Here is a 17,658-nt window from a genome sequence, read left to right as displayed (position 1 = left end):
AACCGCTATTAAGGCTATCAACACCATCAAGCTGATTGGGATCCCGAAATTCATTTTCCATTCACCTGCCCTCCTGTCTGGGATAAGAGAATTTGGCATGAATGAACCAGCATCTCCATCAATCATATTCAGCTAGTAAAAAAAGCCGCCGGCAAAACCGGCAGCCGTGTGTTTACAATTTATCGATAACGGCCCGGTAAACCGGCGCCAATACTTTACGCAAGGCTGTAACAGGCGGCACTGGGCTTCTCTGTTGCCATTGAATCCATTCGAGCGCCACCAGGCTCAACACTAGCCAAATGGTGCCGGCGATATAGCCTGCCAGGACATCGCTTGGAAAATGCGCACCCAGATAAATCCGGCTGATGCCAATCAGTACGATTAATACACTGAGCCCGAAAACCGATGCCCATTGCAACCACGGTTTCTGCTTGGTGCGGACGACCAAATAAATAAGAAATCCGTAAAAGATCAGTGAGCCCATCGAATGGCCGCTCGGGAAACTATAGCCGACTGCATCGATCGTTTCATTGATGCTCGGCCGCTCCCGGCTGAATAAGTGCTTCAATAAAACCGTTAACAGCGAGCCGCCGCCGACCGCCACTAAATAGAACAAGACACCCCACCTGTCGCGCATCTTGACACCCAATATCCACAAGACGCCAATCGACATCAATACAAGAAACCAAACAGACCCAAGCTCGGTGATGATAAACATGACCGTGTCCATCCAGTCGCTTCCAATCGCTTCCAGTAATCGGATGGTGACAGCATCAAATACGGCCAATTCCTGATCGAGCATTTCATCAGCCAGTTCTGCAAACAAGACAATGAATAATGATGCCAGCCCTAGGCCAACAAGCAGCACGATAAAAGCAAATCCCGATAATTTCGTTTCTCTATCCATCTAACCGCTCCCATACTTTTACTTACCGTCAGTTTACCCGATTTTGCCGATAAGTATGCCGCGTCCTTTCAGTTCCGTGGTTCAAAGGCCTCTATTTGGGGAATAGCTCAAATAGATAGCAATTCCAGCAAGAAAACGCCAAACCCTTGCGAATTGCCCTCACCTGGAAGGATGATCACCATGAAATTACCACTCCGGCTGCTTATACTAGCCGCCCTTCTGCTCACTTTCACTTCCTGCTCGGAAGCGTTATCGGAAAACCGCGGCCCCGCGGCACCTGATTTTGCATTGCCTGACCTCGACGGCACTGTCCACCATCTCGCAGACTACGAAGGCGAAAAAGTCTATCTGTTCTTTTGGGCATCCTGGTGCTCGATTTGCCTTTCCGGATTGAACGAACTAGAAGAATTGGCCGAAAGCGATAAAGACTTCACGATCCTCACCGTCATCTCCCCCGGAACATACGCGGAACGAAATGCCAATGAGTTCAAAGCATGGTTCTCGACCATCGACCATGACGGCGATTTCATCGTCCTGCTCGATGATGGAGGAGAGGTATTCGGGCAATTTGAAATGGAGGCCTATCCTAGCTCTGCCTGGATCAACTCTGCTGGGAGAATTACTGAACAACGCACCGGCCACGTGACCAATGACGAAATACTCGAATTGATGAATTCGATTCGCTAGAAAGGCGGAACCACCTATGAAACGATATTTTCTGCCCCTGCTCTTATTATTGCTGCTAGCGGGCTGTTCAAGTGAAGCAGTTACCGACTCTACCACCGCTTCCTCTTCTTCTTCGGAATCGCGCTTTCCGGACAATCCCAACGAAGAGCTGGAGTTCGATACCGAAAACCTGGAAGACATTTGGTTTGCAGGCGGTTGCTTCTGGGGCGTTGAAGCCTATATGGCACGCATCTACGGCGTCTATGAAGTGACGTCCGGCTACGCAGGCGGAACGATTGAAGACCCGACTTACGAAGAAGTGCTGACAGGCGATACCGGCTATGCCGAAACCGTCCATTTGCGCTATGACCCGGAACGCGTTTCGCTCGAGGAGCTGCTCGACCGTTACTTCCTGATCATCGACCCGACACTCGTCGACCAGCAAGGCAATGATCGCGGCAACCAATACCGGACCGCAATTTTCTATGACGACCCATCCGCTGTGGCGGCAATCGATGAGGCCATTGCCGATGAGCAGAAAAAATACGATAAGCCGATTGTTACCGAAGTCGAGCCGATGACAAACTATTATCTCGCGGAAAACTACCATCAAGACTATTTGGAGAAAAATCCGGACGGCTATTGCCATGTTGATTTCACTAGCTTAGAGGACCAGGAAGTTCCGCAATTGGTCGATCCGGCTGATTATCCAAAACCGGCTGAAGAGGAAATCCGTGAGATGCTGACGGATGAGCAATACCGCGTCACCCAGGAAGATGGGACAGAGAGCGCATTCGATAATGAATACGATGGCTTTTACGAGCCCGGCATCTATGTCGACATCGTCACTGGCGAACCGCTCTTTTCTTCCAAAGACAAATACGATTCCGAGACCGGCTGGCCAAGCTTTACGAAGCCGATCGATCCGGCAGTCGTCACCGAACACGACGACCTTTCCTTGTTCGGCATGCAGACCGAAATCAGGAGCCGCACGGGCGACAGCCACTTAGGACATGTATTTGAAGACGGGCCGGAAGATGCCGGCGGTTTGCGCTACTGCATGAACAGTGCGGCGTTGAGATTCGTACCGCTTGAAGAGATGGAAACACAAGGCTACGGATATTTGACCGACAAAGTAAACTGATACAAATAAAAGCCGGACCCCCATTCGAATGGGAGTCCGGCTTTTTGATGATGATTTCCATATTTACTGGCTTTCGGCTCGTTTCACTAAGCGGCGTTCTAAAATGCCTTCGACGATCATGAAATTTTCATGGCATTTCGGGCGGTATCGGCCTTTAACGATGCCTTCGATCGTCAAGCTGCTGACGCCGTATTTCATGCCTAAGTGTTCAGCGGGAAATTCTTCAATATGATAGAAATACAAGATGCTGTAGACGGCCTCATCGCTGAGCCTGTTTAACTCGTGTGCTGTTGTCATAGCGTTCGACCTCCCCATCAGGATGCTGCCGGGTGCGTTCGGCTTTATATTGTTGATACCCTTTAATAAAGCGCTCATAGCTGGCTGCAAAAGCAGCGCTAATTTTTTTCATCTCGTTGTGGTTTCCCATATTGAACACTCCCATCAAAAGTATACTGCTCAGTAAGATTCCACCAAATATTTTTCAATCCGGTTGAATCCCTTGTAGCAATCTCTTCTCACATGGCCGGACAGCAAATCCTCCAAAGACTCAGCGCTGATATGAAAGCGCTGGGCCAACTCTTTAGTTTCATAGCCTTTCACTTTCCACAAGTACAGGATCAGGTAAATGTCTTCATCGCCCAGTTTAATCAGGTCACTCCGATTATCCATTGAAATTACCGCCTTCCACTTGGTTTGGATTGTTTACGCTGGCTGTTCCAGGCAGCCAATCGCCGAACTCAGCCTTGAAACGAATACTTTCGGTGACTCATGGGAACGGATCCGTACCCAAAACCCGTTTTCATGGGGTTCAGCTGTCTGCAGGTAGTCGATCGGCAGCGGCATTGGGTGGGTGACAAGCGCCTGGATAAAAACAGGCAGCTCTTCATGGCTCATCCAAACATCCACTTGATTGATGGCTGTACCGCCGTTATCGTAGCCGAGAAACCGGATCGTCCCTCCTGCAGTCCCATTGCCGATTCGGGTGCTGCTTTTCACTGACGATTGTGATTCTTGCCAAGCGTTCCCCAACGGCTTAACAAGTTCTCCCCTTTCTTCCATAACGTTCTCTCTCTTTTTTCCGTACTAAAAAAAGCACCGGAACAGACTCCTCTATCCAGAGGAGAATTCTTCCGGCGCTGTGCACAGCACTATAGTCTGTCACATTCAACCAAAGTTTAAGTTTCCAGTTGCACAGAACCGGCAATCCCCGTTCTCTGCCGCATCCGAAAGCAGCCATCCACTTCACTCGATGCACTTGCTTATAAAGCGCTAACCGAAATGGGAATCGATAGTTTGTATAAGATGATGTGATAGTATCAGCCTACAATATTTCATATTTCTTGTAAACCCTAAATTACTGAATATTTAAATTAATATTTTATTATCATCTTTCTGTTTATTATTGATAAAATATACTTTCCTTTAGTCTATGCAAATCAAATCAGCCGCTACTTGCTGGGGAATGAAAAAACTGCGCCACCCGCTTAAAAACGCAGCAGGCAGCACAGCCATCAAATTAGATCAGCAAATTGAAAAGCAATGAATCGTTATTGATGTCTTTATACGGGAACCCATTTTGCGCCATGCGTTCAACGAGCGGCCCGTAATCTGCCGGGTCCTTCAATTCGATCCCCACCAAGACGGGTCCGTGTTCCCGGTTATTTCGTTTTGTGTATTCGAAGTGGGTGATGTCATCCTGTTCGCCAAGCACGTCTCCCATGAACTTCCGGAGAGCACCCGCACGCTGCGGGAAGGTCACGATGAAATAATGCTTCAAGCCTTCATAGATTAAGGATTTTTCTTTGATTTCCTGCATGCGTTCGATATCGTTATTGCCGCCGCTGACGACGCAGACGACATTTTTCCCGCGGATTTCTTCCCGGTAAAAGTCGAGTGCCGCTACCGATAACGCACCGGCCGGCTCTGCGACGATGGCATTTTCGTTGTACAGCTCAAGGATGGTCGTACATACTTTGCCTTCTGGGACCGGCACGATGTCATCCAGTACTTTTTGGCAGATCGCCATCGATAGATCCCCGACTTGCTTGACTGCCGCCCCGTCGACAAACGTATCGATCGTGTCCAGACGCGTCACTTGTCCTTCCTTAAGGGAAGCTTTCATGCTCGCCGCTCCTTCCGGTTCGACGCCGATCAGTTTCGTTGCAGGAGAAACACCTTTCAAATACGTTCCGACACCAGATGCCAATCCCCCGCCGCCGATTGCGCAGAACATATAATCGACCGGTTCCTGCATATCATTGAGCACTTCGACTGCGACTGTTCCTTGCCCTGCAATCACAGCTTCCGTATTGAATGGATGGACGAAGGTCTTGCCTTCTTCCGAACAGACTTCCATCGCTGCAGCAAAGGCATCATCAAAGCTATCGCCGATTAAGACGACTTCTACATACTCGCCGCCAAAGCGTTTCACTTGAGAGACTTTCTGGCTCGGTGTCGTAAGCGGCATGAAGATCTTGCCTTCGATGCCGAGTGCCTTGCAGGAATACGCTACACCTTGCGCATGGTTGCCTGCGCTCGCACAGACGACGCCTTTGGAGCGTTCGGACTCGGTCATGCTGCGGATGAAATTATAGGCGCCGCGCAATTTGAACGATCGGACCACTTGCTGGTCTTCACGCTTCAAAAAGACATTGCAGCCATAACGTGCCGAAAGAATCTCGTTGCGCTGTAAGGGCGTCCGGATGATGACATCCTTCAGCGCCTGATTGGCGACCATAATATCGGCCACGGTCACCTCTTTAGCAACGACTTCCCTTTCCAGCTCTGTGATGTTTTTTGCCATCTGATTCACCCTCTTCATTTTGATTATTGAATTACTCTAACACATCAGCGAGCTTTGTTGTGTAAAAATTTAGACAATTTGATGATCTTTTCACAAGATTTTCGGTTTTTCTCGAATGTATGCGGTTTCAATTTTCAAATGGGGTAAACTAGATAGAAAAAGAAGCTTTACGCAGCATTTATTTTTTAAAAGGGGAGATGATTTCTTGGAGGACGTCCATCATAAAATCGCCATTATCACAGGCGGCAATAGCGGCATCGGATGGGAAGCCGCCAACATGCTCGCCGGTCGGGGCTTCTCGATCCTACTGGCAGTCCGCGACCTGGTCAAAGGCGAAAACGCTAAACGGGAGATCCTCGATTACCATCCGGAAGCGACGGTCGCCGTTCTAAAGCTCGACTTGGCCGATCTCGCAAGCGTCCGTCATTTTGCCGTCAGCTATAAAAAGCATTTCCGTTCACTCGATTTACTGGTCAATAATGCGGGGATCATGATGCCGCCTTACGGAAAAACGAAAGACGGCTTTGAATTGCAGTTCGGCAGCAATTACCTCGGCCATTTTGCGTTGACCGCCCACCTTCTGCCGCTGCTCGCGAAAACTCCAGGATCGCGCGTCATCACGCTCGGCAGCCTCGCCCATAACCGCGGCGCGATTGATTTTGATAATCTTGACGGCTCGAAAGGCTATCGCCCGAAAAAATTCTACAACCAAAGCAAGCTTGCCAATATGCTGTTTGCGATGGAACTTGACCGGCGGCTGAAAAAGCATGACATCCAGACGATCAGCGTCGCCTGCCACCCCGGCGTTTCTGCCACTAATATCTTCAAGATCGGCAAATACGATGCGCCGGTCTTGCTGAGGGATTTCGCCAACCGCTTTCTCCAACCGCCGGACATGGGAGCGCTCGCTACCGTCCACGCCGCAACAGAACCGGATCTCATAGGCGGTGAATACATCGGCCCTGCCGGCAAAGGCCGCAGGAAAGGCTATCCCGCACTGGATACGCCTCACCCGACGGCCGTTGACGAAGCGCTTGCCCGAAAACTATGGGACGTGGCCGAGCAGATGACAGGCGTCCGCTTCGACTTTGAAACAGCCAAAAATCCAGACGGTACCACTGGCGACTAACGTGCACGATAATTCTGAAATCTTTTTTTGATGAAAAACCCGATTATTGGTACACTTAGCAGGGAACAGGATTAATGGAGTCAAAATTTCTTAATCTAAGGAGCTGAGACGATGAACACAAAACAATTTGAAGTAATGAAGAACGGCAAAGGCTTTATCGCTGCACTCGACCAAAGCGGTGGCAGCACGCCAAAAGCGTTAAAACTTTATGGTGTTAATGAAGATGCTTACTCCAACGAAGATGAAATGTACGACCTGATTCACGAAATGAGAACGCGCGTCATGACGGCCCCGGCATTTTCGTCGGATTATGTGCTAGGCGCCATCCTGTTTGAACAGACGATGGACCGCGAAGTATACGGCAAATATACAAGTAATTATCTATGGGACGCGAAAGGCGTCGTTCCCTTCCTTAAAATCGATAAAGGCTTGGCTGACGAACAGAACGGCGTTCAATTGATGAAGCCGAACCCGAATTTGAACGAATTGTTGAAACGTGCGGTTGAACGCAATGTCTTCGGCACGAAGATGCGCTCCGTCGTCAAAGAACCGAATGCGGAAGGCATCAAGCAAGTCGTCGACCAGCAATTCGAAGTGGCGAAAGAAGTCATCGCCGCCGGACTCGTGCCGATCATCGAGCCGGAAGTCGATATCAACAGCGCAGACAAAGAACGCATCGAGGCTATGCTGAATGATGAAATCCTCAGCCATCTTGATAAGCTTAGCGACGACGAGTACGTCATGTTGAAATTGACGATTCCGACGCTGGCGAATTTCTATAAAGAATTGATCGACCACCCTCGTGTCGTGCGTGTTGTGGCATTGTCCGGCGGATATCCGCGCGAGCAGGCGAACCAGAAGCTTGCTGAAAACAAAGGATTGATTGCCAGCTTCTCACGCGCCTTGTCAGAAGGTTTGAGCGCTGACCAGTCGGATGAAGAGTTCAACACGATGCTCGAGAAGTCCATCAAAGAAATCTACGAAGCATCCATTACATGATTAAAAAAAGCGCTCCCTTTGTGGTGCGCTTTTTTTCTTATGGATTGGATTGTATAAATAAAATCAAACCCAGCCCTTATAGTAAATTCTTCATGTTTGAGATTCCGCTTCAGGGAGGACGATTGGGGCTCGCAGGATGCGAGTCATGCAGCTGATGCGACAGGACGTCGCGCTTTCAGCTGCCCGGGGATGGGGCGGGTGTTGAGCCAATGTGCCGCAAAGAGCGCGGCACATTTGTCTCGCCAGCCCGCGCGGTCCCCCAGGCGTCGCCTCCCTTCCGCTTCATCTCTAGCTTTAGAATGGAAGGCATGTTTTCTTCCATTGGAATTTGCGTCAATAATTTTATATATCCTTCCAAGATGAAAGGTAAAAGTTATAACATCTTTATAATTGCCATATCTAAATAAGCAACATCCACCAGCGGATGAACATAAGAAAAAGAGATGCTTCATCACTAAAAAAATCCAATAAAATGTAAAAGCCGAACCGCGCTCACGGGCGAGCCGAAGCAATGAGACAAGTGTTCTTCTTGACTCATTGCGGGAGGCATGCCCCAAGCGGGAGGCGGCTGCTTGGTGATGAAATCATCAATGAACGATCCACCTCACTCACTTGTTTCATTTGCCAACCCCCCACTTAAAAGGAGGAATTGCATGTTATATTTTCTGGTTCCGATCGCTATTGTAGTGGGCCTTGGCTTTATCGTCGACCGCCGGCGCAGAGCTTCTGCCTATTATGACAAGCCGACGCATCCCGACGCCAAGCCTGGCGATAGCGCCAACTACACGATGGGCGACAACCGCTATACGAGCGGCGGCGAATAAGCGCCAAGTAAAAAAATCCGCGGCCCCCGATTTGGGATGCCGCGGCTTTTCGTTATGGACGATAATTGAGCGTGATGCCTTTGAGGAGATTGCGCATGAGCTGGTCGCCCAGTTCTTTATAGTTTTTATGCCCTTCTTTCCGGAGAAAGGCGCCGAGTTCGCCTTTGGACACGTTGATCCCGGCCAGCTTCCATAAATCGAGCAAGTCTTCGCTCGTCAATTCCAGCGCGATGCGTAGCTTTTTCAAGACCAGGTTGTTGATGTGCTCGCCGCTTACTTCGGGCGGGCCGGAGTCGCCGGGTTTCGGTCCGCGGTTGAAGGTGATCAGCCCGTTCAAGAAGCGCTCCAATTGGTCGTTTGCCAATGGGATATTGGCTTCTGCCCCTTCATCGTCTGGTTCCGGCGTTTTCGTTAAAATCAATGGCACATCGACGGCATCCACTTTCTCGCCACCGAGTGCGAAAATTTCTTTTACATCGCTATTTTTCAAATCCAGCGCATAGCGCAGCCGGATCAAAATATCGTTATTGTCCATATGAAAAATCCTCCTGCCATGTTCTATTCAAATCCTGTTCCATCATAACACAGAGAAATGGCGCCCCGGAGCATCAGGGCGCCATTTTTCAGCGTTCGACAAACGTATGGCGGAACCATGTATATTCACTGATATGCAGTTCGCGCAATTGGTATTTCAAAATCTTGCCTGAAGCATTGCGCGGCAATTCATCCGCGAACCTGAATTTCTTGGGCGCTTTATGCTGCGGCAAATGCTCGAGCAAGTATTCGGAGAGTGCTACTTCGTCGATCGGCGACCCGTCCTTTGGGACAATGACGACACCGACGATTTCGCCCCATTCTTCTTCCGGAATGCCGACGGTCGCCGCTTCCTGGACTTGCGGATGACGATTCAACACTTGCTCGATTTCGATGGAATAAATATTATTCCCAGCAGAAATGATACGGTCGGATTTGCGGTCGACAAGCGTAATGTAGCCGTCTTCATCGATTGTCGCGAGATCCCCCGTCAACAGCCAGCCGTCCCGGAACGCTTCTTCGGTTTCTTCCGGCATATTGTAATACGATTTCATGATCGTCTCACCGCGCATGACGAATTCGCCGACTTGGCCAGGCTTAACGTCGTTCATTTCTTCGTCGACCACACGGACGTGGGTCATATACATCGACTTGCCGCCCGCTCCCTCTTTATGGGCATGCTCGCTTGGCAGCAAATAGACGCCTCCCGGGCCCCCTTCAGTGAGGAAGCATAAATTGTAAAATTGTTCGTGGCCGAAGAATTTCATAGCCCGCGCGACAAGGCCATTCGGCATCGGGTCGGTCCCGTACATGCATTTCCGGATTGTGCCCAGATTATAATTTGCGCTCTCAGGTGCTTCCATCAACGCATGGTACATATCCGGCAGTCCGAAAAACACCGTGCAGCCGTCCTGGTGGATTGCGTTGACTACATCCCGCGTCGCGAATTCACGGAGAATGGTTTGTGGGATGCCGAGCATGACCCCGGTCACGAGAAATAGATTGAGTTGGGAAGGATGGAAAAACGGCGCCGCATGAAGCAAGCGGTCATCATGGTTGACGCCCGTTCCGAGAATGAACGAAGTGCTGACATTGACGATGCGCTGATGGTCAAAAAGCGCTCCCTTGGGCGGGCCGGTCGTCCCCGAAGTATAAAGGATTTCTGCATCGTCTTCCGGCAAGATGTCGACTTTTGGCTCCGAGCGGTCATCGTCCAGTATTTCGTCCCAACTGAGATGCGCTTCAATTTGTGCTTGCGGATAGACGATCACCTGATGCAGCAGATCGTCCAATTCTTTCGCTTCCGCCACTAAGCTTTCGAATTCATTGTCGCAAAACACATAAACTGCATCCGACTGGCCGAATAGATAGCCCGCTTCCTCGGCATTCAGCCTGTAATTGATCGGAACCACGACGCCGCCTGCTTTCAACGCGGCAAAAAATGCAATAACGTACGCATCCGAATTCTTCATGAACAGCGCCACTTTATCGCCCTTTGAAATTCCCTCCCGCACCAAGCCGTTCGCCAAGCGATTCACTTCCGCGTTCAATTCTTGATACGTATAGGATTTCCCTTCGAAATTCAATGCGGGTAAATTGGGCTGGCGCGTCGCATTCATCGTCAACGATGTTGTGATGTTCATTTCCCATTCCTCCTTTGTTTGCTCATGAATCTCCCCTTCTGCCTGATCGGTAGTTCTTCAATATTATAATATTCTGAAAATATAGTCAATATACCAATAATTGGAGATGAAAAAAGACTCTTTTCAGAGCCTTTAATGTCTCAATTAATTCATCATTAAGTAGATGAGATACAGCGGAACCAATCCCATCGCCATATATTTGGCGACTGTGAATGTGCTCATGCCGAGGCATTTCATCTTTGCAATCAGCGCTTCACGGAAATCATTGAATAATCCGGGCATTACAACGCCCTCCTTCAGGGTATAGTGCTAGTATAAGACAACAAGATGGCCTGAGAACAGCACAATGCATTCGTTTCTGTAACTTTTTACGGCCTCTTGCGGTCTACTCTATAGACAAAAAGGGGGCGAACCCGATGAGGCAAAAAAACGCAATCAGCTGGCTACTGCTATTGATGGCCGCTTTGATGCTCGCGGCATGCGGTACCGAAAGCGATAATCTGCCGGAAGATCCGGAGTCAGGGGGTGAAATCATCGAAGGTGAAGTGACATCGACTATTGAAAAGACAGACAACGGAACTTACCGCTATACCGTCAAAAACGATACGCAAGAAGCGGTGACATTCAACTTCACGAGCGGGCAGCGCTATGATTTCACATTGACCGATGAACAAGGCAACGAAGTGTTCCGCATGTCGTCTGTCAGCATGTATACCCAGGCACTCGGCGAGGAAATCCTGCGCCAAGGCGAGGAGCTCCAATACGAGATCCAAGTTCCGGAAGCCAATCTTGAACCAGGCACCTACACGCTTGAAGTGTGGATGACGCCGACAGAAGGCACGAATTATCCAGCGGAAATTGAGCATACGATCGAATAGAAAAACCGAACCGCCAAGCGCGGTTCGGTTTTTTGATCCATTCAATTTCAAGCGCTTGCCCGAACTTTTTCAGCCAATAACTTGCGCAATGACTCCAGCTCAGGCACTGCCTTTTTCGGGATGATCAATGCAGACATGGCGCTATTATATAAATACACATTGTCCGCATCCTCCCCATATTTTTCGATGCCTGACCAGCGCACATGCGTCTCTCCATTTTTCGTCACTTCACGGATTCCTTGTGAATCAATGAACAATTCATGGGTGCCAAGCAAGCCTTCATTTTTCCCTTCATTGACCATTTTCCGGCTCATGCGTTTAATATTCCAGTGGAAATAGGGCGGAAAGAAGATGATCCACAAAGCCGCGAATAGGATAAAGGGAACCATCAGCCCCCACACCGACCAATCAAAAATTGGCGCCATCACGAACGGCATCATCAAATAAATAACGGGAATGACAAAGCGCTGGATCGTCAACGAACGCTTAACCGCTTCGGAATGTTTAGCATGATAAAGGTTAAAATCAACAAATTGCTGTTCCGTCAACTCGTACGAAAATTCCTGCATCGTGCAGCTCCTTTTGGCAAGATCAATTAATTATTGCCATTTTCTTCTATTATACGATGGTTCAGTGGAGAATATATTATATTTTTTTGATACGCTAATACTCTGCAAATGCATTTATGTGAAAGGAGCCTTCTCTTGGAACTTACACCCATACCCGACCATTTGAAAGACCATCTCGACATCCTGTTCGTCGGATTCAATCCAAGCATCCGCTCGAGTGAAACCGGCTATCATTACGCCAACCCAAACAACCGCTTCTGGAAAATCCTTTTTGAATCCGGGCTGACGCCCAGAAAATACGCACCCGAGGAAAACCACGATTTGCTCGAGCTCGGCTATGGTTTGACCAATATTGTCCCCCGTCCGACCAAAGTGGCAGCCGATATCACAAAGGAAGAATACAAAGAAGGTGCCGAACAATTAAAACGCAAAATTGAACGCTACCGGCCAAAAGCGGTTTGTTTTGTCGGCAAAGGTGTCTACCTTCAGTTCAGCGGCAAGAAATCAACGCACTGGGGCAAACAGCCGGATTCGGTCATTCCGGGAATCATCGAATACGTCGCCCCTTCCTCCAGTGGGCTCGTACGCATGAAACAGGCCGAAATTGTGGAAATATATGAAGGCTTGCACCAGTTGATCTATAATAACGAGTAACTTCTTCATATAAATGAGTCACAAAACAGACACTTACGAAATTCACTTCCCTATTGCTATAGTGTTGGAATGGTTGTTGAAACAACACCTTTTGCCCTGCCTTTTCACTGGGCGCCAATACAATAGAAACGGGGAACATTCATGCTACAAGACAAACGACTGCCTCATAACGGCAAAGAAGGGCTGCTTTACGGCTCGCTTATAGTGACGATGACTGTGCTGTTGATGACCAGCTACAGCGTGCTGCTTCATGCAGACCATTTCACGATGGAGACGATGTGGATGACCCTCAAAATCATGCCGGTCATGTGGATCATAGCGATGGTTCTTGAAGGAACTGTCTTCGGAAGAATCGCCGACTCTTTGACAGGCAAATTGACGAAACACTCCTCATCTTTCCATAAGAAGATTTTATTGCGCATCGTTTTCACGGTCATCGGCATGTCGGTCGCGATGACCTTTATCGGCGACCTGGTCGCCAACGGTTTGCACGGTGAGATCTTCAGCAACTGGCTCGCCAATTGGCCGCGCAATTTCATTATCGTTTTGCTGGCGGAAAGCCTGCTCATCCAACCGCTGGCTCGCCTCGCGATGGTCAAGCTGCACGAGTCAAAAGACCGTAAAACAGCCATCGCGCAATAAGCCCATACTCCTCGTCCCTGCTGATTATCCAGGCTTTATTGCGGGTAAAGAAAGCAATGAAGCTACCAGCACAAGGAGGAGATTCTACATGGCAAAAACAGCTATCGTCACAGGAGGCGGAAGCGGGCTTGGACAATCGGCCGCATTGCGTCTCGCACAGGAAGGCATCAATATCGCTGTTGTCGATATCAGTGAGAAAAGCGGCAACGATACCGTCCAGAAAGTGAAAGAACTCGGGCCGGACGCTATCTTCATCAAAGCGGACGTGTCCCAATCAGAAGAAGTCAAAAACTATGTGGACAAGACGGTCGAGCATTTTGGCTCGATCGATTATTTCTTCAACAACGCAGGCATTTCGGGGAGCGGCAAGTACTTCCTCGAAACCGATATAAAAGAAATCGAGCAGATCGTCGGCATCAACTTGCTCGGCGCATTATACGGCCTTCGCTACGTCGCAGAAGTGATGGTGAAAAACGGCGGCGGCTCCATCGTCAATACCGCATCGAGCGCCGGCGTCATCGGCCAGGATACAGTCGTCACTTATTCTGCCACCAAGCACGGCATCGTCGGCATGACGAAATCACTCGTCGCCGAATACGCCAAAGATGGCTTGCGCGTCAACGCCATCGCGCCAGGCCCGACGGAAACGCCGATGGTCAAAGCCTATTTCGATGCCAATCCGGAAATGAAGAAAAACGCAGAAGCAGGTATCCCGCAGCAACGCCTCGGCACTGCAGACGAAGTCGCAGAACTCGTGGCGTTCCTGTTGACATCAAAAGCGCAGTACATCAACGGCGACGTCATCCGCATCGACGGCGGATTTACCAGCACGAAGTAATAAAAAAGGTTCCAGGGGATTAATTCCCTGGAACCTTTTTGTTATGCGCCGATTCCTGCACCGCCGCATACTTTCAATACTTCGCCCGTTACATATCCCGCAGCTGGTGATGCCAAATAGGCAACGGCTTCGCCGATGTCTTCCGGCTGTCCGGGACGCTTGATCGATTGAAGCTCAAGCGGGTAATTGACGCCTTTGGTGATGGCGGTCTCAACCGGTCCTGGCGCGACGCTATTGACCGTGATGCCGAACTCGCCCACTTCTTTCGCGACCCATTTCGTAAAGGCGATGATGCCGCCTTTTGACGCAGCATAGGCAGGGCCAGAACGCCCTTGCCGTTCGCCATCTTCTCCGTAGGAAATGGCGCCGCCCATCATGCCGGAAATCGAGCTGATGTTGATGATGCGCCCCCTTCCCTGCTTGACCATATGCGGGTAAATGGCTGCTTGCGTGAACAAGAACGTACCGCGCAAGTTGGTGTCGATATCACGGCTCCAATCCTCATCCGTCATGTCCTTTAAACTGAAACGCGAGACAGTGCCGGCATTATTGACGACAATGTCGATGCGCCCGAATTCCTCTACTGTTTTGTTGATGGCTTGTTCGACTTGCGCCCTGTCGCGGACATCAACTTGCTGCGCCAACACGCGAATGCCTGGAAACTCTGTTTCGAGTTCTTGCTTTGCTTCATCGCAATCCAAAATATCCGTGAGGACGATCGAAGCTCAGCGTTTTGCGAGTGCTTTCGCGCAGGCAAAGCCGATGCCGCGTGCGCTACCGGTAATGAGTGCGACTTGATTATTCAACACATCCTCCATTAAGCCTTCGCCCTTTCTATTCATGCAATTTTTTCAATTCGATTTCCTTCAGTTTATGCTTTTGGATTTTCCCGACAGAAGTGCGTGGGAAGTCTTCGACAAACTCGATTGCTGAAGGCACTTTGAACTTGGCCAACTGGCCTTTGCAATAGTCGATCACTTCCTGTTCCGTTGCCGTTTGCCCTTGCTTCAGGATGACGAATGCTTTCAACGCTTCGTCATGCATCGCATCCGGAATCCCAATGACGATTGCTTCATAGACGGCTGGATGCTCCATGATGACATTCTCCACTTCGCTTGCGGCGACATTCTCACCGGCGCGCTTGATCATATCTTTTTGGCGATCAACGAAATAATAGAAGCCATTCTCCGATTTGCGCGCCTTGTCTCCTGTATGGAGCCAGCCGTTCTGCAAAGTTTGATTGGTCGCTTCGGGATTATTGAAATAAGCTTTCATGATCGTCTGGCCGGGAATGCCTTCAAGCAAAATCTCTCCGGGTTCCCCGTCTGGCACTTCATTGCCTTCTTCATCAATCAGCTTGATGCGCGAACCTGAGATCGGTTTGCCGATGCCTGAATTGTCTTTAGCGCCTTGCAATGGATTCATCAAAGGCGGCGCAACCGTTTCCGTCATGCCGTAAATCTGGTAAAGTGCAGTGTTATAACGTTGTTCAAACGCCTTTAGTTCTTCGGAAGTTACCGACTGGGCGAAAATGACTGCCCGCAGTTTATTACTCCGCTCATCTTCATCATATGGCTGCGCAAGGATCATGCGGATCGGTGCCGCGAAGAGCGAACCGAGCGTTGCACCTAAACGTTGAATTTGGCGCCCGTAGCGGCTCGCACTGAAGCGTTCGGTGATGGCAACACTGCCTCCCGCAACCAAACTTGGCATGATCATATAATATTGGCCGTTGCCGTGGAACATCGGCAAGACGACAAGCGCACGGTCTTGTTCCGTAAAGCCGATATGCTCCGCCACAGCATGCCCAGTGTAGATGTAATTAGCGTGCGTAATGAGGCAGCCTTTCGGTTTCGATGTCGTTCCGGAGGTATACAAAATCGCTGCCACGTCTTCCGGCTGGATATTCGCTTCCGGCACTTCGCCCGAGAATTCCCTAATCATTTTGTTAACGCTTTCAAATTCAACCGACTCGTCCGTACGTGCCAGGACAATCTGGCGCAGCTTCGGCAGATTCTCTTGGATGGCTGTGAATTTTTCGATATACTCTGGTTCTGTGATGAGCATGACCGATTCCGAATGACCGATCAAATAATCCATTTCCGCTGCAGTCGACAGGATATTCGTCGGCACCATGATGGCTCCGAGCTTTGCGAGGGCGAACCAGCAGACGACAAATTCCGCTGAATTCGGCAAATGAAGCGTCACTTTATCGCCCTTGCGGATGCCGCGTGTGTATAGCGCGCCGCTGAACTTTTCCACCCGCTCCAAAAATTCGCCGTAACTGTATTCTGTCACTTTTTCCTGATTGTCTTCAAAAACCAGGAAGGGCTGCTCGCTGCGTTTTTTGCACTGGGCGTTTAAGAGATCGATCAATGTCTGTTGCGCTGTCAAAATCATCAACATCCTCTCTCATCTTGTCAATTCCATAGACCGCAGTCTATAATCTATAGACTATAGTCTATTCAATCCAACAGAGCTTTGTCAATTATTTTCAAACAATTCAGTCGAATTATAGAATACACTCCATTACAGATACCTTTGTTATTTGAAATTCTACTGTAGACGATATTCCGCAAAACAGCTGGCTTTCCTGGGGCTTGCGCTGAACTAATTCGGGCTTACTGCCCGAATGGATTTCAGCACTTCGCTAATCCCCAAGGAGTCTGCGCTGTTTTGCTCCATATCTATTGAATAGTTCAGATGAAACGACTTCATCACTTTCTTTTACTATACCGATATCTCTCATTAGTGTTATATGCTTAAACTAGAAGAAAGGTGGCCATTATGACGAGCAGACAGGAAAAAGCGATTGAAACGAAAAAACGCATTCTCCGCACGGCTCTTGACTTGTTCAGTGAAAAGGGTTTTGACCGGGTGTCGGTCGATGAAATCGTCCGGGAAAGCGAAGCCTCTAAAGGGGCATTCTATGGGCATTTTACGTCCAAATACGATATCTTCCTTGAAAAATTCAAGGAAATCGACCAATTCTATAGCGATTTCCAGAAAAGCCTACCCGAAAGTTTGTCGGCAGAGCAGAAGATCCGCAAGCTCGCGATCGCCCAAATGGAATATTTGCGGGATGAAATGGGACAGGATGGCATCCGTTCACTCTATGCTTATGCACTCACTCCATCTGTTGATAATTATCTGTCCGATACGGAACGCCCGCTTTACGCCATTCTGGAACAACTGATTTCCGAAGGGCAGAAAAAAAGCGAATTGACATCCTCTGTATCCCCCCGCCGGCTTGCGCTGCTGTTATCACGCAGTATGCGCGGAACGCTGTATGATTGGGCAATTTTCGATGGCGACTTTGACTTGTCCGGTGAAATCGATGGCTGGCTGGAGCTGTTGTTCCGCGGAATCCGGAACTAGCCAATAAAAAAACAGGAAGTGAGCGATAAGCTCTCTTCCTGTTTTTTCGC

22 protein-coding genes are annotated in these 17,658 nt (G+C 49.4%); 10 read left to right on the top strand and 12 right to left on the bottom strand.

The window, feature by feature from the left end; all coding sequences use genetic code 11:
• Nucleotides 1–172: 172 nt before the first annotated feature.
• Nucleotides 173–907 carry a phosphatase PAP2 family protein gene (locus M1Q06_RS04450; protein ID WP_404336872.1) on the bottom strand — a complete coding sequence of 245 codons (735 nt, stop codon included), beginning with the start codon at nt 905–907 and terminating at the stop codon, nt 173–175.
• 180 nt (nt 908–1,087) lie between these two features.
• Here M1Q06_RS04450 and M1Q06_RS04445 point away from each other — a divergent pair, with 180 nt between their 5' ends.
• Nucleotides 1,088–1,594 carry a TlpA family protein disulfide reductase gene (locus M1Q06_RS04445; protein ID WP_158290848.1) on the top strand — a complete coding sequence of 169 codons (507 nt, stop codon included), beginning with the start codon at nt 1,088–1,090 and terminating at the stop codon, nt 1,592–1,594.
• 16 nt (nt 1,595–1,610) lie between these two features.
• The gene (msrB, locus tag M1Q06_RS04440) at nt 1,611–2,717 is read left to right on the top strand and encodes a peptide-methionine (R)-S-oxide reductase MsrB (RefSeq protein ID WP_434401892.1); all 1,107 of its coding nucleotides are present in this window, start codon (nt 1,611–1,613) and stop codon (nt 2,715–2,717) included.
• A 63-nt stretch (nt 2,718–2,780) separates the two neighbouring features.
• On the opposite strand, the gene M1Q06_RS04435 is transcribed toward msrB, so the two are convergent.
• The 5 genes from M1Q06_RS04435 to ilvA form a co-directional block, all read right to left on the bottom strand.
• Nucleotides 2,781–3,014: a hypothetical protein gene (locus M1Q06_RS04435; protein ID WP_434401890.1), complete on the bottom strand. Its 234-nt coding sequence runs from the start codon at nt 3,012–3,014 to the stop codon at nt 2,781–2,783.
• Nucleotides 2,977–3,144, bottom strand: a complete 168-nt coding sequence (locus M1Q06_RS04430; protein ID WP_274842033.1) for a hypothetical protein — start codon at nt 3,142–3,144, stop codon at nt 2,977–2,979. The genes M1Q06_RS04435 and M1Q06_RS04430 overlap by 38 nt, the downstream gene beginning before the upstream one ends.
• 29 nt (nt 3,145–3,173) lie before the next feature.
• Nucleotides 3,174–3,386 carry a hypothetical protein gene (locus tag M1Q06_RS04425; protein ID WP_274842034.1) on the bottom strand — a complete coding sequence of 71 codons (213 nt, stop codon included), beginning with the start codon at nt 3,384–3,386 and terminating at the stop codon, nt 3,174–3,176.
• A 33-nt stretch (nt 3,387–3,419) separates the two neighbouring features.
• Entirely contained in the window at nt 3,420–3,776 is a 357-nt protein-coding gene (locus M1Q06_RS04420; protein ID WP_434401887.1) for a hypothetical protein, read from the bottom strand.
• A 457-nt stretch (nt 3,777–4,233) separates the two neighbouring features.
• Nucleotides 4,234–5,520, bottom strand: coding sequence for a threonine ammonia-lyase IlvA (ilvA, locus tag M1Q06_RS04415; RefSeq protein WP_058381486.1), 1,287 nt, complete (start codon nt 5,518–5,520; stop codon nt 4,234–4,236).
• Between the two features lie 205 nt (nt 5,521–5,725).
• Here ilvA and M1Q06_RS04410 point away from each other — a divergent pair, with 205 nt between their 5' ends.
• From M1Q06_RS04410 to M1Q06_RS04400, 3 genes are all read left to right on the top strand, one after another.
• Entirely contained in the window at nt 5,726–6,649 is a 924-nt protein-coding gene (locus tag M1Q06_RS04410; RefSeq protein WP_434401885.1) for an oxidoreductase, read from the top strand.
• A 111-nt stretch (nt 6,650–6,760) separates the two neighbouring features.
• Entirely contained in the window at nt 6,761–7,648 is an 888-nt protein-coding gene (locus tag M1Q06_RS04405; RefSeq protein WP_434401883.1) for a fructose bisphosphate aldolase, read from the top strand.
• Between the two features lie 653 nt (nt 7,649–8,301).
• Nucleotides 8,302–8,472, top strand: coding sequence for a hypothetical protein (locus tag M1Q06_RS04400; protein ID WP_434401881.1), 171 nt, complete (start codon nt 8,302–8,304; stop codon nt 8,470–8,472).
• A gap of 52 nt (nt 8,473–8,524) precedes the next feature.
• On the opposite strand, the gene M1Q06_RS04395 is transcribed toward M1Q06_RS04400, so the two are convergent.
• From M1Q06_RS04395 to M1Q06_RS04385, 3 genes are all read right to left on the bottom strand, one after another.
• Nucleotides 8,525–9,007, bottom strand: coding sequence for a DUF1456 family protein (locus M1Q06_RS04395; protein WP_101805354.1), 483 nt, complete (start codon nt 9,005–9,007; stop codon nt 8,525–8,527).
• 88 nt (nt 9,008–9,095) lie between these two features.
• Complete coding sequence (locus tag M1Q06_RS04390; RefSeq protein WP_434402827.1) at nt 9,096–10,679, bottom strand: class I adenylate-forming enzyme family protein; 1,584 nt, start codon at nt 10,677–10,679, stop codon at nt 9,096–9,098.
• Nucleotides 10,680–10,793: 114 nt separating this feature from the next.
• Nucleotides 10,794–10,931: a hypothetical protein gene (locus tag M1Q06_RS04385; protein WP_434401879.1), complete on the bottom strand. Its 138-nt coding sequence runs from the start codon at nt 10,929–10,931 to the stop codon at nt 10,794–10,796.
• 134 nt (nt 10,932–11,065) lie between these two features.
• On the opposite strand from M1Q06_RS04385, the gene M1Q06_RS04380 reads away from it, so the two are divergent.
• Nucleotides 11,066–11,527, top strand: a complete 462-nt coding sequence (locus M1Q06_RS04380; protein ID WP_434401877.1) for a BsuPI-related putative proteinase inhibitor — start codon at nt 11,066–11,068, stop codon at nt 11,525–11,527.
• A 47-nt stretch (nt 11,528–11,574) separates the two neighbouring features.
• On the opposite strand, the gene M1Q06_RS04375 is transcribed toward M1Q06_RS04380, so the two are convergent.
• Nucleotides 11,575–12,096, bottom strand: coding sequence for a YcxB family protein (locus M1Q06_RS04375; protein WP_434401875.1), 522 nt, complete (start codon nt 12,094–12,096; stop codon nt 11,575–11,577).
• Between the two features lie 108 nt (nt 12,097–12,204).
• On the opposite strand from M1Q06_RS04375, the gene mug reads away from it, so the two are divergent.
• The 3 genes from mug (at nt 12,205) to M1Q06_RS04360 (ending at nt 14,230) form a co-directional block, all read left to right on the top strand.
• Nucleotides 12,205–12,750 (top strand): G/U mismatch-specific DNA glycosylase, encoded by a 546-nt coding sequence (gene mug, locus M1Q06_RS04370; RefSeq protein ID WP_101189786.1) that lies wholly within the window; start codon nt 12,205–12,207, stop codon nt 12,748–12,750.
• 141 nt (nt 12,751–12,891) lie between these two features.
• Entirely contained in the window at nt 12,892–13,392 is a 501-nt protein-coding gene (locus tag M1Q06_RS04365) for a DUF2798 domain-containing protein (RefSeq protein ID WP_434401873.1), read from the top strand.
• Between the two features lie 88 nt (nt 13,393–13,480).
• The gene (locus tag M1Q06_RS04360) at nt 13,481–14,230 is read left to right on the top strand and encodes an SDR family NAD(P)-dependent oxidoreductase (RefSeq protein WP_101189784.1); all 750 of its coding nucleotides are present in this window, start codon (nt 13,481–13,483) and stop codon (nt 14,228–14,230) included.
• A gap of 41 nt (nt 14,231–14,271) precedes the next feature.
• Here M1Q06_RS04360 and M1Q06_RS04355 read toward each other — a convergent pair whose 3' ends face one another.
• Entirely contained in the window at nt 14,272–14,949 is a 678-nt protein-coding gene (locus tag M1Q06_RS04355) for an SDR family NAD(P)-dependent oxidoreductase (protein WP_434402825.1), read from the bottom strand.
• Between the two features lie 115 nt (nt 14,950–15,064).
• On the bottom strand, nt 15,065–16,630 hold the full coding sequence (locus M1Q06_RS04350) for an AMP-binding protein (protein WP_434401871.1): 1,566 nt from the start codon (nt 16,628–16,630) through the stop codon (nt 15,065–15,067).
• Between the two features lie 387 nt (nt 16,631–17,017).
• On the opposite strand from M1Q06_RS04350, the gene M1Q06_RS04345 reads away from it, so the two are divergent.
• Nucleotides 17,018–17,608 (top strand): TetR/AcrR family transcriptional regulator, encoded by a 591-nt coding sequence (locus tag M1Q06_RS04345; protein ID WP_434401869.1) that lies wholly within the window; start codon nt 17,018–17,020, stop codon nt 17,606–17,608.
• Nucleotides 17,609–17,658 lie beyond the last annotated feature (50 nt).

This window comes from Planococcus sp. 11815 (assembly GCF_051096385.1).
Taxonomy (GTDB): Bacteria; Bacillota; Bacilli; order Bacillales_A; family Planococcaceae; genus Planococcus; species Planococcus citreus.
Note: the sequence above shows the minus strand (reverse complement) of the source record. Positions and strands in the feature narration are given on the sequence as shown.

Excerpts from the sequence above, each read along its gene's own strand:
- M1Q06_RS04405 (WP_434401883.1), top strand. The coding sequence starts at position 6,761 with ATGAACACAAAACAATTTGAAGTAATGAAGAACGGCAAAGGCTTTATC.
- M1Q06_RS04430 (WP_274842033.1), bottom strand. The coding sequence starts at position 3,144 with ATGGGAAACCACAACGAGATGAAAAAAATTAGCGCTGCTTTTGCAGCC.
- M1Q06_RS04350 (WP_434401871.1), bottom strand. The coding sequence starts at position 16,630 with ATGATTTTGACAGCGCAACAGACATTGATCGATCTCTTAAACGCCCAG.
- mug (WP_101189786.1), top strand. The coding sequence starts at position 12,205 with ATGCATTTATGTGAAAGGAGCCTTCTCTTGGAACTTACACCCATACCC.
- M1Q06_RS04425 (WP_274842034.1), bottom strand. The coding sequence starts at position 3,386 with ATGGATAATCGGAGTGACCTGATTAAACTGGGCGATGAAGACATTTAC.
- msrB (WP_434401892.1), top strand. The coding sequence starts at position 1,611 with ATGAAACGATATTTTCTGCCCCTGCTCTTATTATTGCTGCTAGCGGGC.
- ilvA (WP_058381486.1), bottom strand. The coding sequence starts at position 5,520 with ATGGCAAAAAACATCACAGAGCTGGAAAGGGAAGTCGTTGCTAAAGAG.
- M1Q06_RS04435 (WP_434401890.1), bottom strand. The coding sequence starts at position 3,014 with ATGACAACAGCACACGAGTTAAACAGGCTCAGCGATGAGGCCGTCTAC.
- M1Q06_RS04395 (WP_101805354.1), bottom strand. The coding sequence starts at position 9,007 with ATGGACAATAACGATATTTTGATCCGGCTGCGCTATGCGCTGGATTTG.
- M1Q06_RS04360 (WP_101189784.1), top strand. The coding sequence starts at position 13,481 with ATGGCAAAAACAGCTATCGTCACAGGAGGCGGAAGCGGGCTTGGACAA.
- M1Q06_RS04380 (WP_434401877.1), top strand. The coding sequence starts at position 11,066 with ATGAGGCAAAAAAACGCAATCAGCTGGCTACTGCTATTGATGGCCGCT.
- M1Q06_RS04345 (WP_434401869.1), top strand. The coding sequence starts at position 17,018 with ATGACGAGCAGACAGGAAAAAGCGATTGAAACGAAAAAACGCATTCTC.
- M1Q06_RS04375 (WP_434401875.1), bottom strand. The coding sequence starts at position 12,096 with ATGCAGGAATTTTCGTACGAGTTGACGGAACAGCAATTTGTTGATTTT.
- M1Q06_RS04420 (WP_434401887.1), bottom strand. The coding sequence starts at position 3,776 with ATGGAAGAAAGGGGAGAACTTGTTAAGCCGTTGGGGAACGCTTGGCAA.
- M1Q06_RS04385 (WP_434401879.1), bottom strand. The coding sequence starts at position 10,931 with ATGCCCGGATTATTCAATGATTTCCGTGAAGCGCTGATTGCAAAGATG.
- M1Q06_RS04400 (WP_434401881.1), top strand. The coding sequence starts at position 8,302 with ATGTTATATTTTCTGGTTCCGATCGCTATTGTAGTGGGCCTTGGCTTT.
- M1Q06_RS04365 (WP_434401873.1), top strand. The coding sequence starts at position 12,892 with ATGCTACAAGACAAACGACTGCCTCATAACGGCAAAGAAGGGCTGCTT.
- M1Q06_RS04450 (WP_404336872.1), bottom strand. The coding sequence starts at position 907 with ATGGATAGAGAAACGAAATTATCGGGATTTGCTTTTATCGTGCTGCTT.
- M1Q06_RS04445 (WP_158290848.1), top strand. The coding sequence starts at position 1,088 with ATGAAATTACCACTCCGGCTGCTTATACTAGCCGCCCTTCTGCTCACT.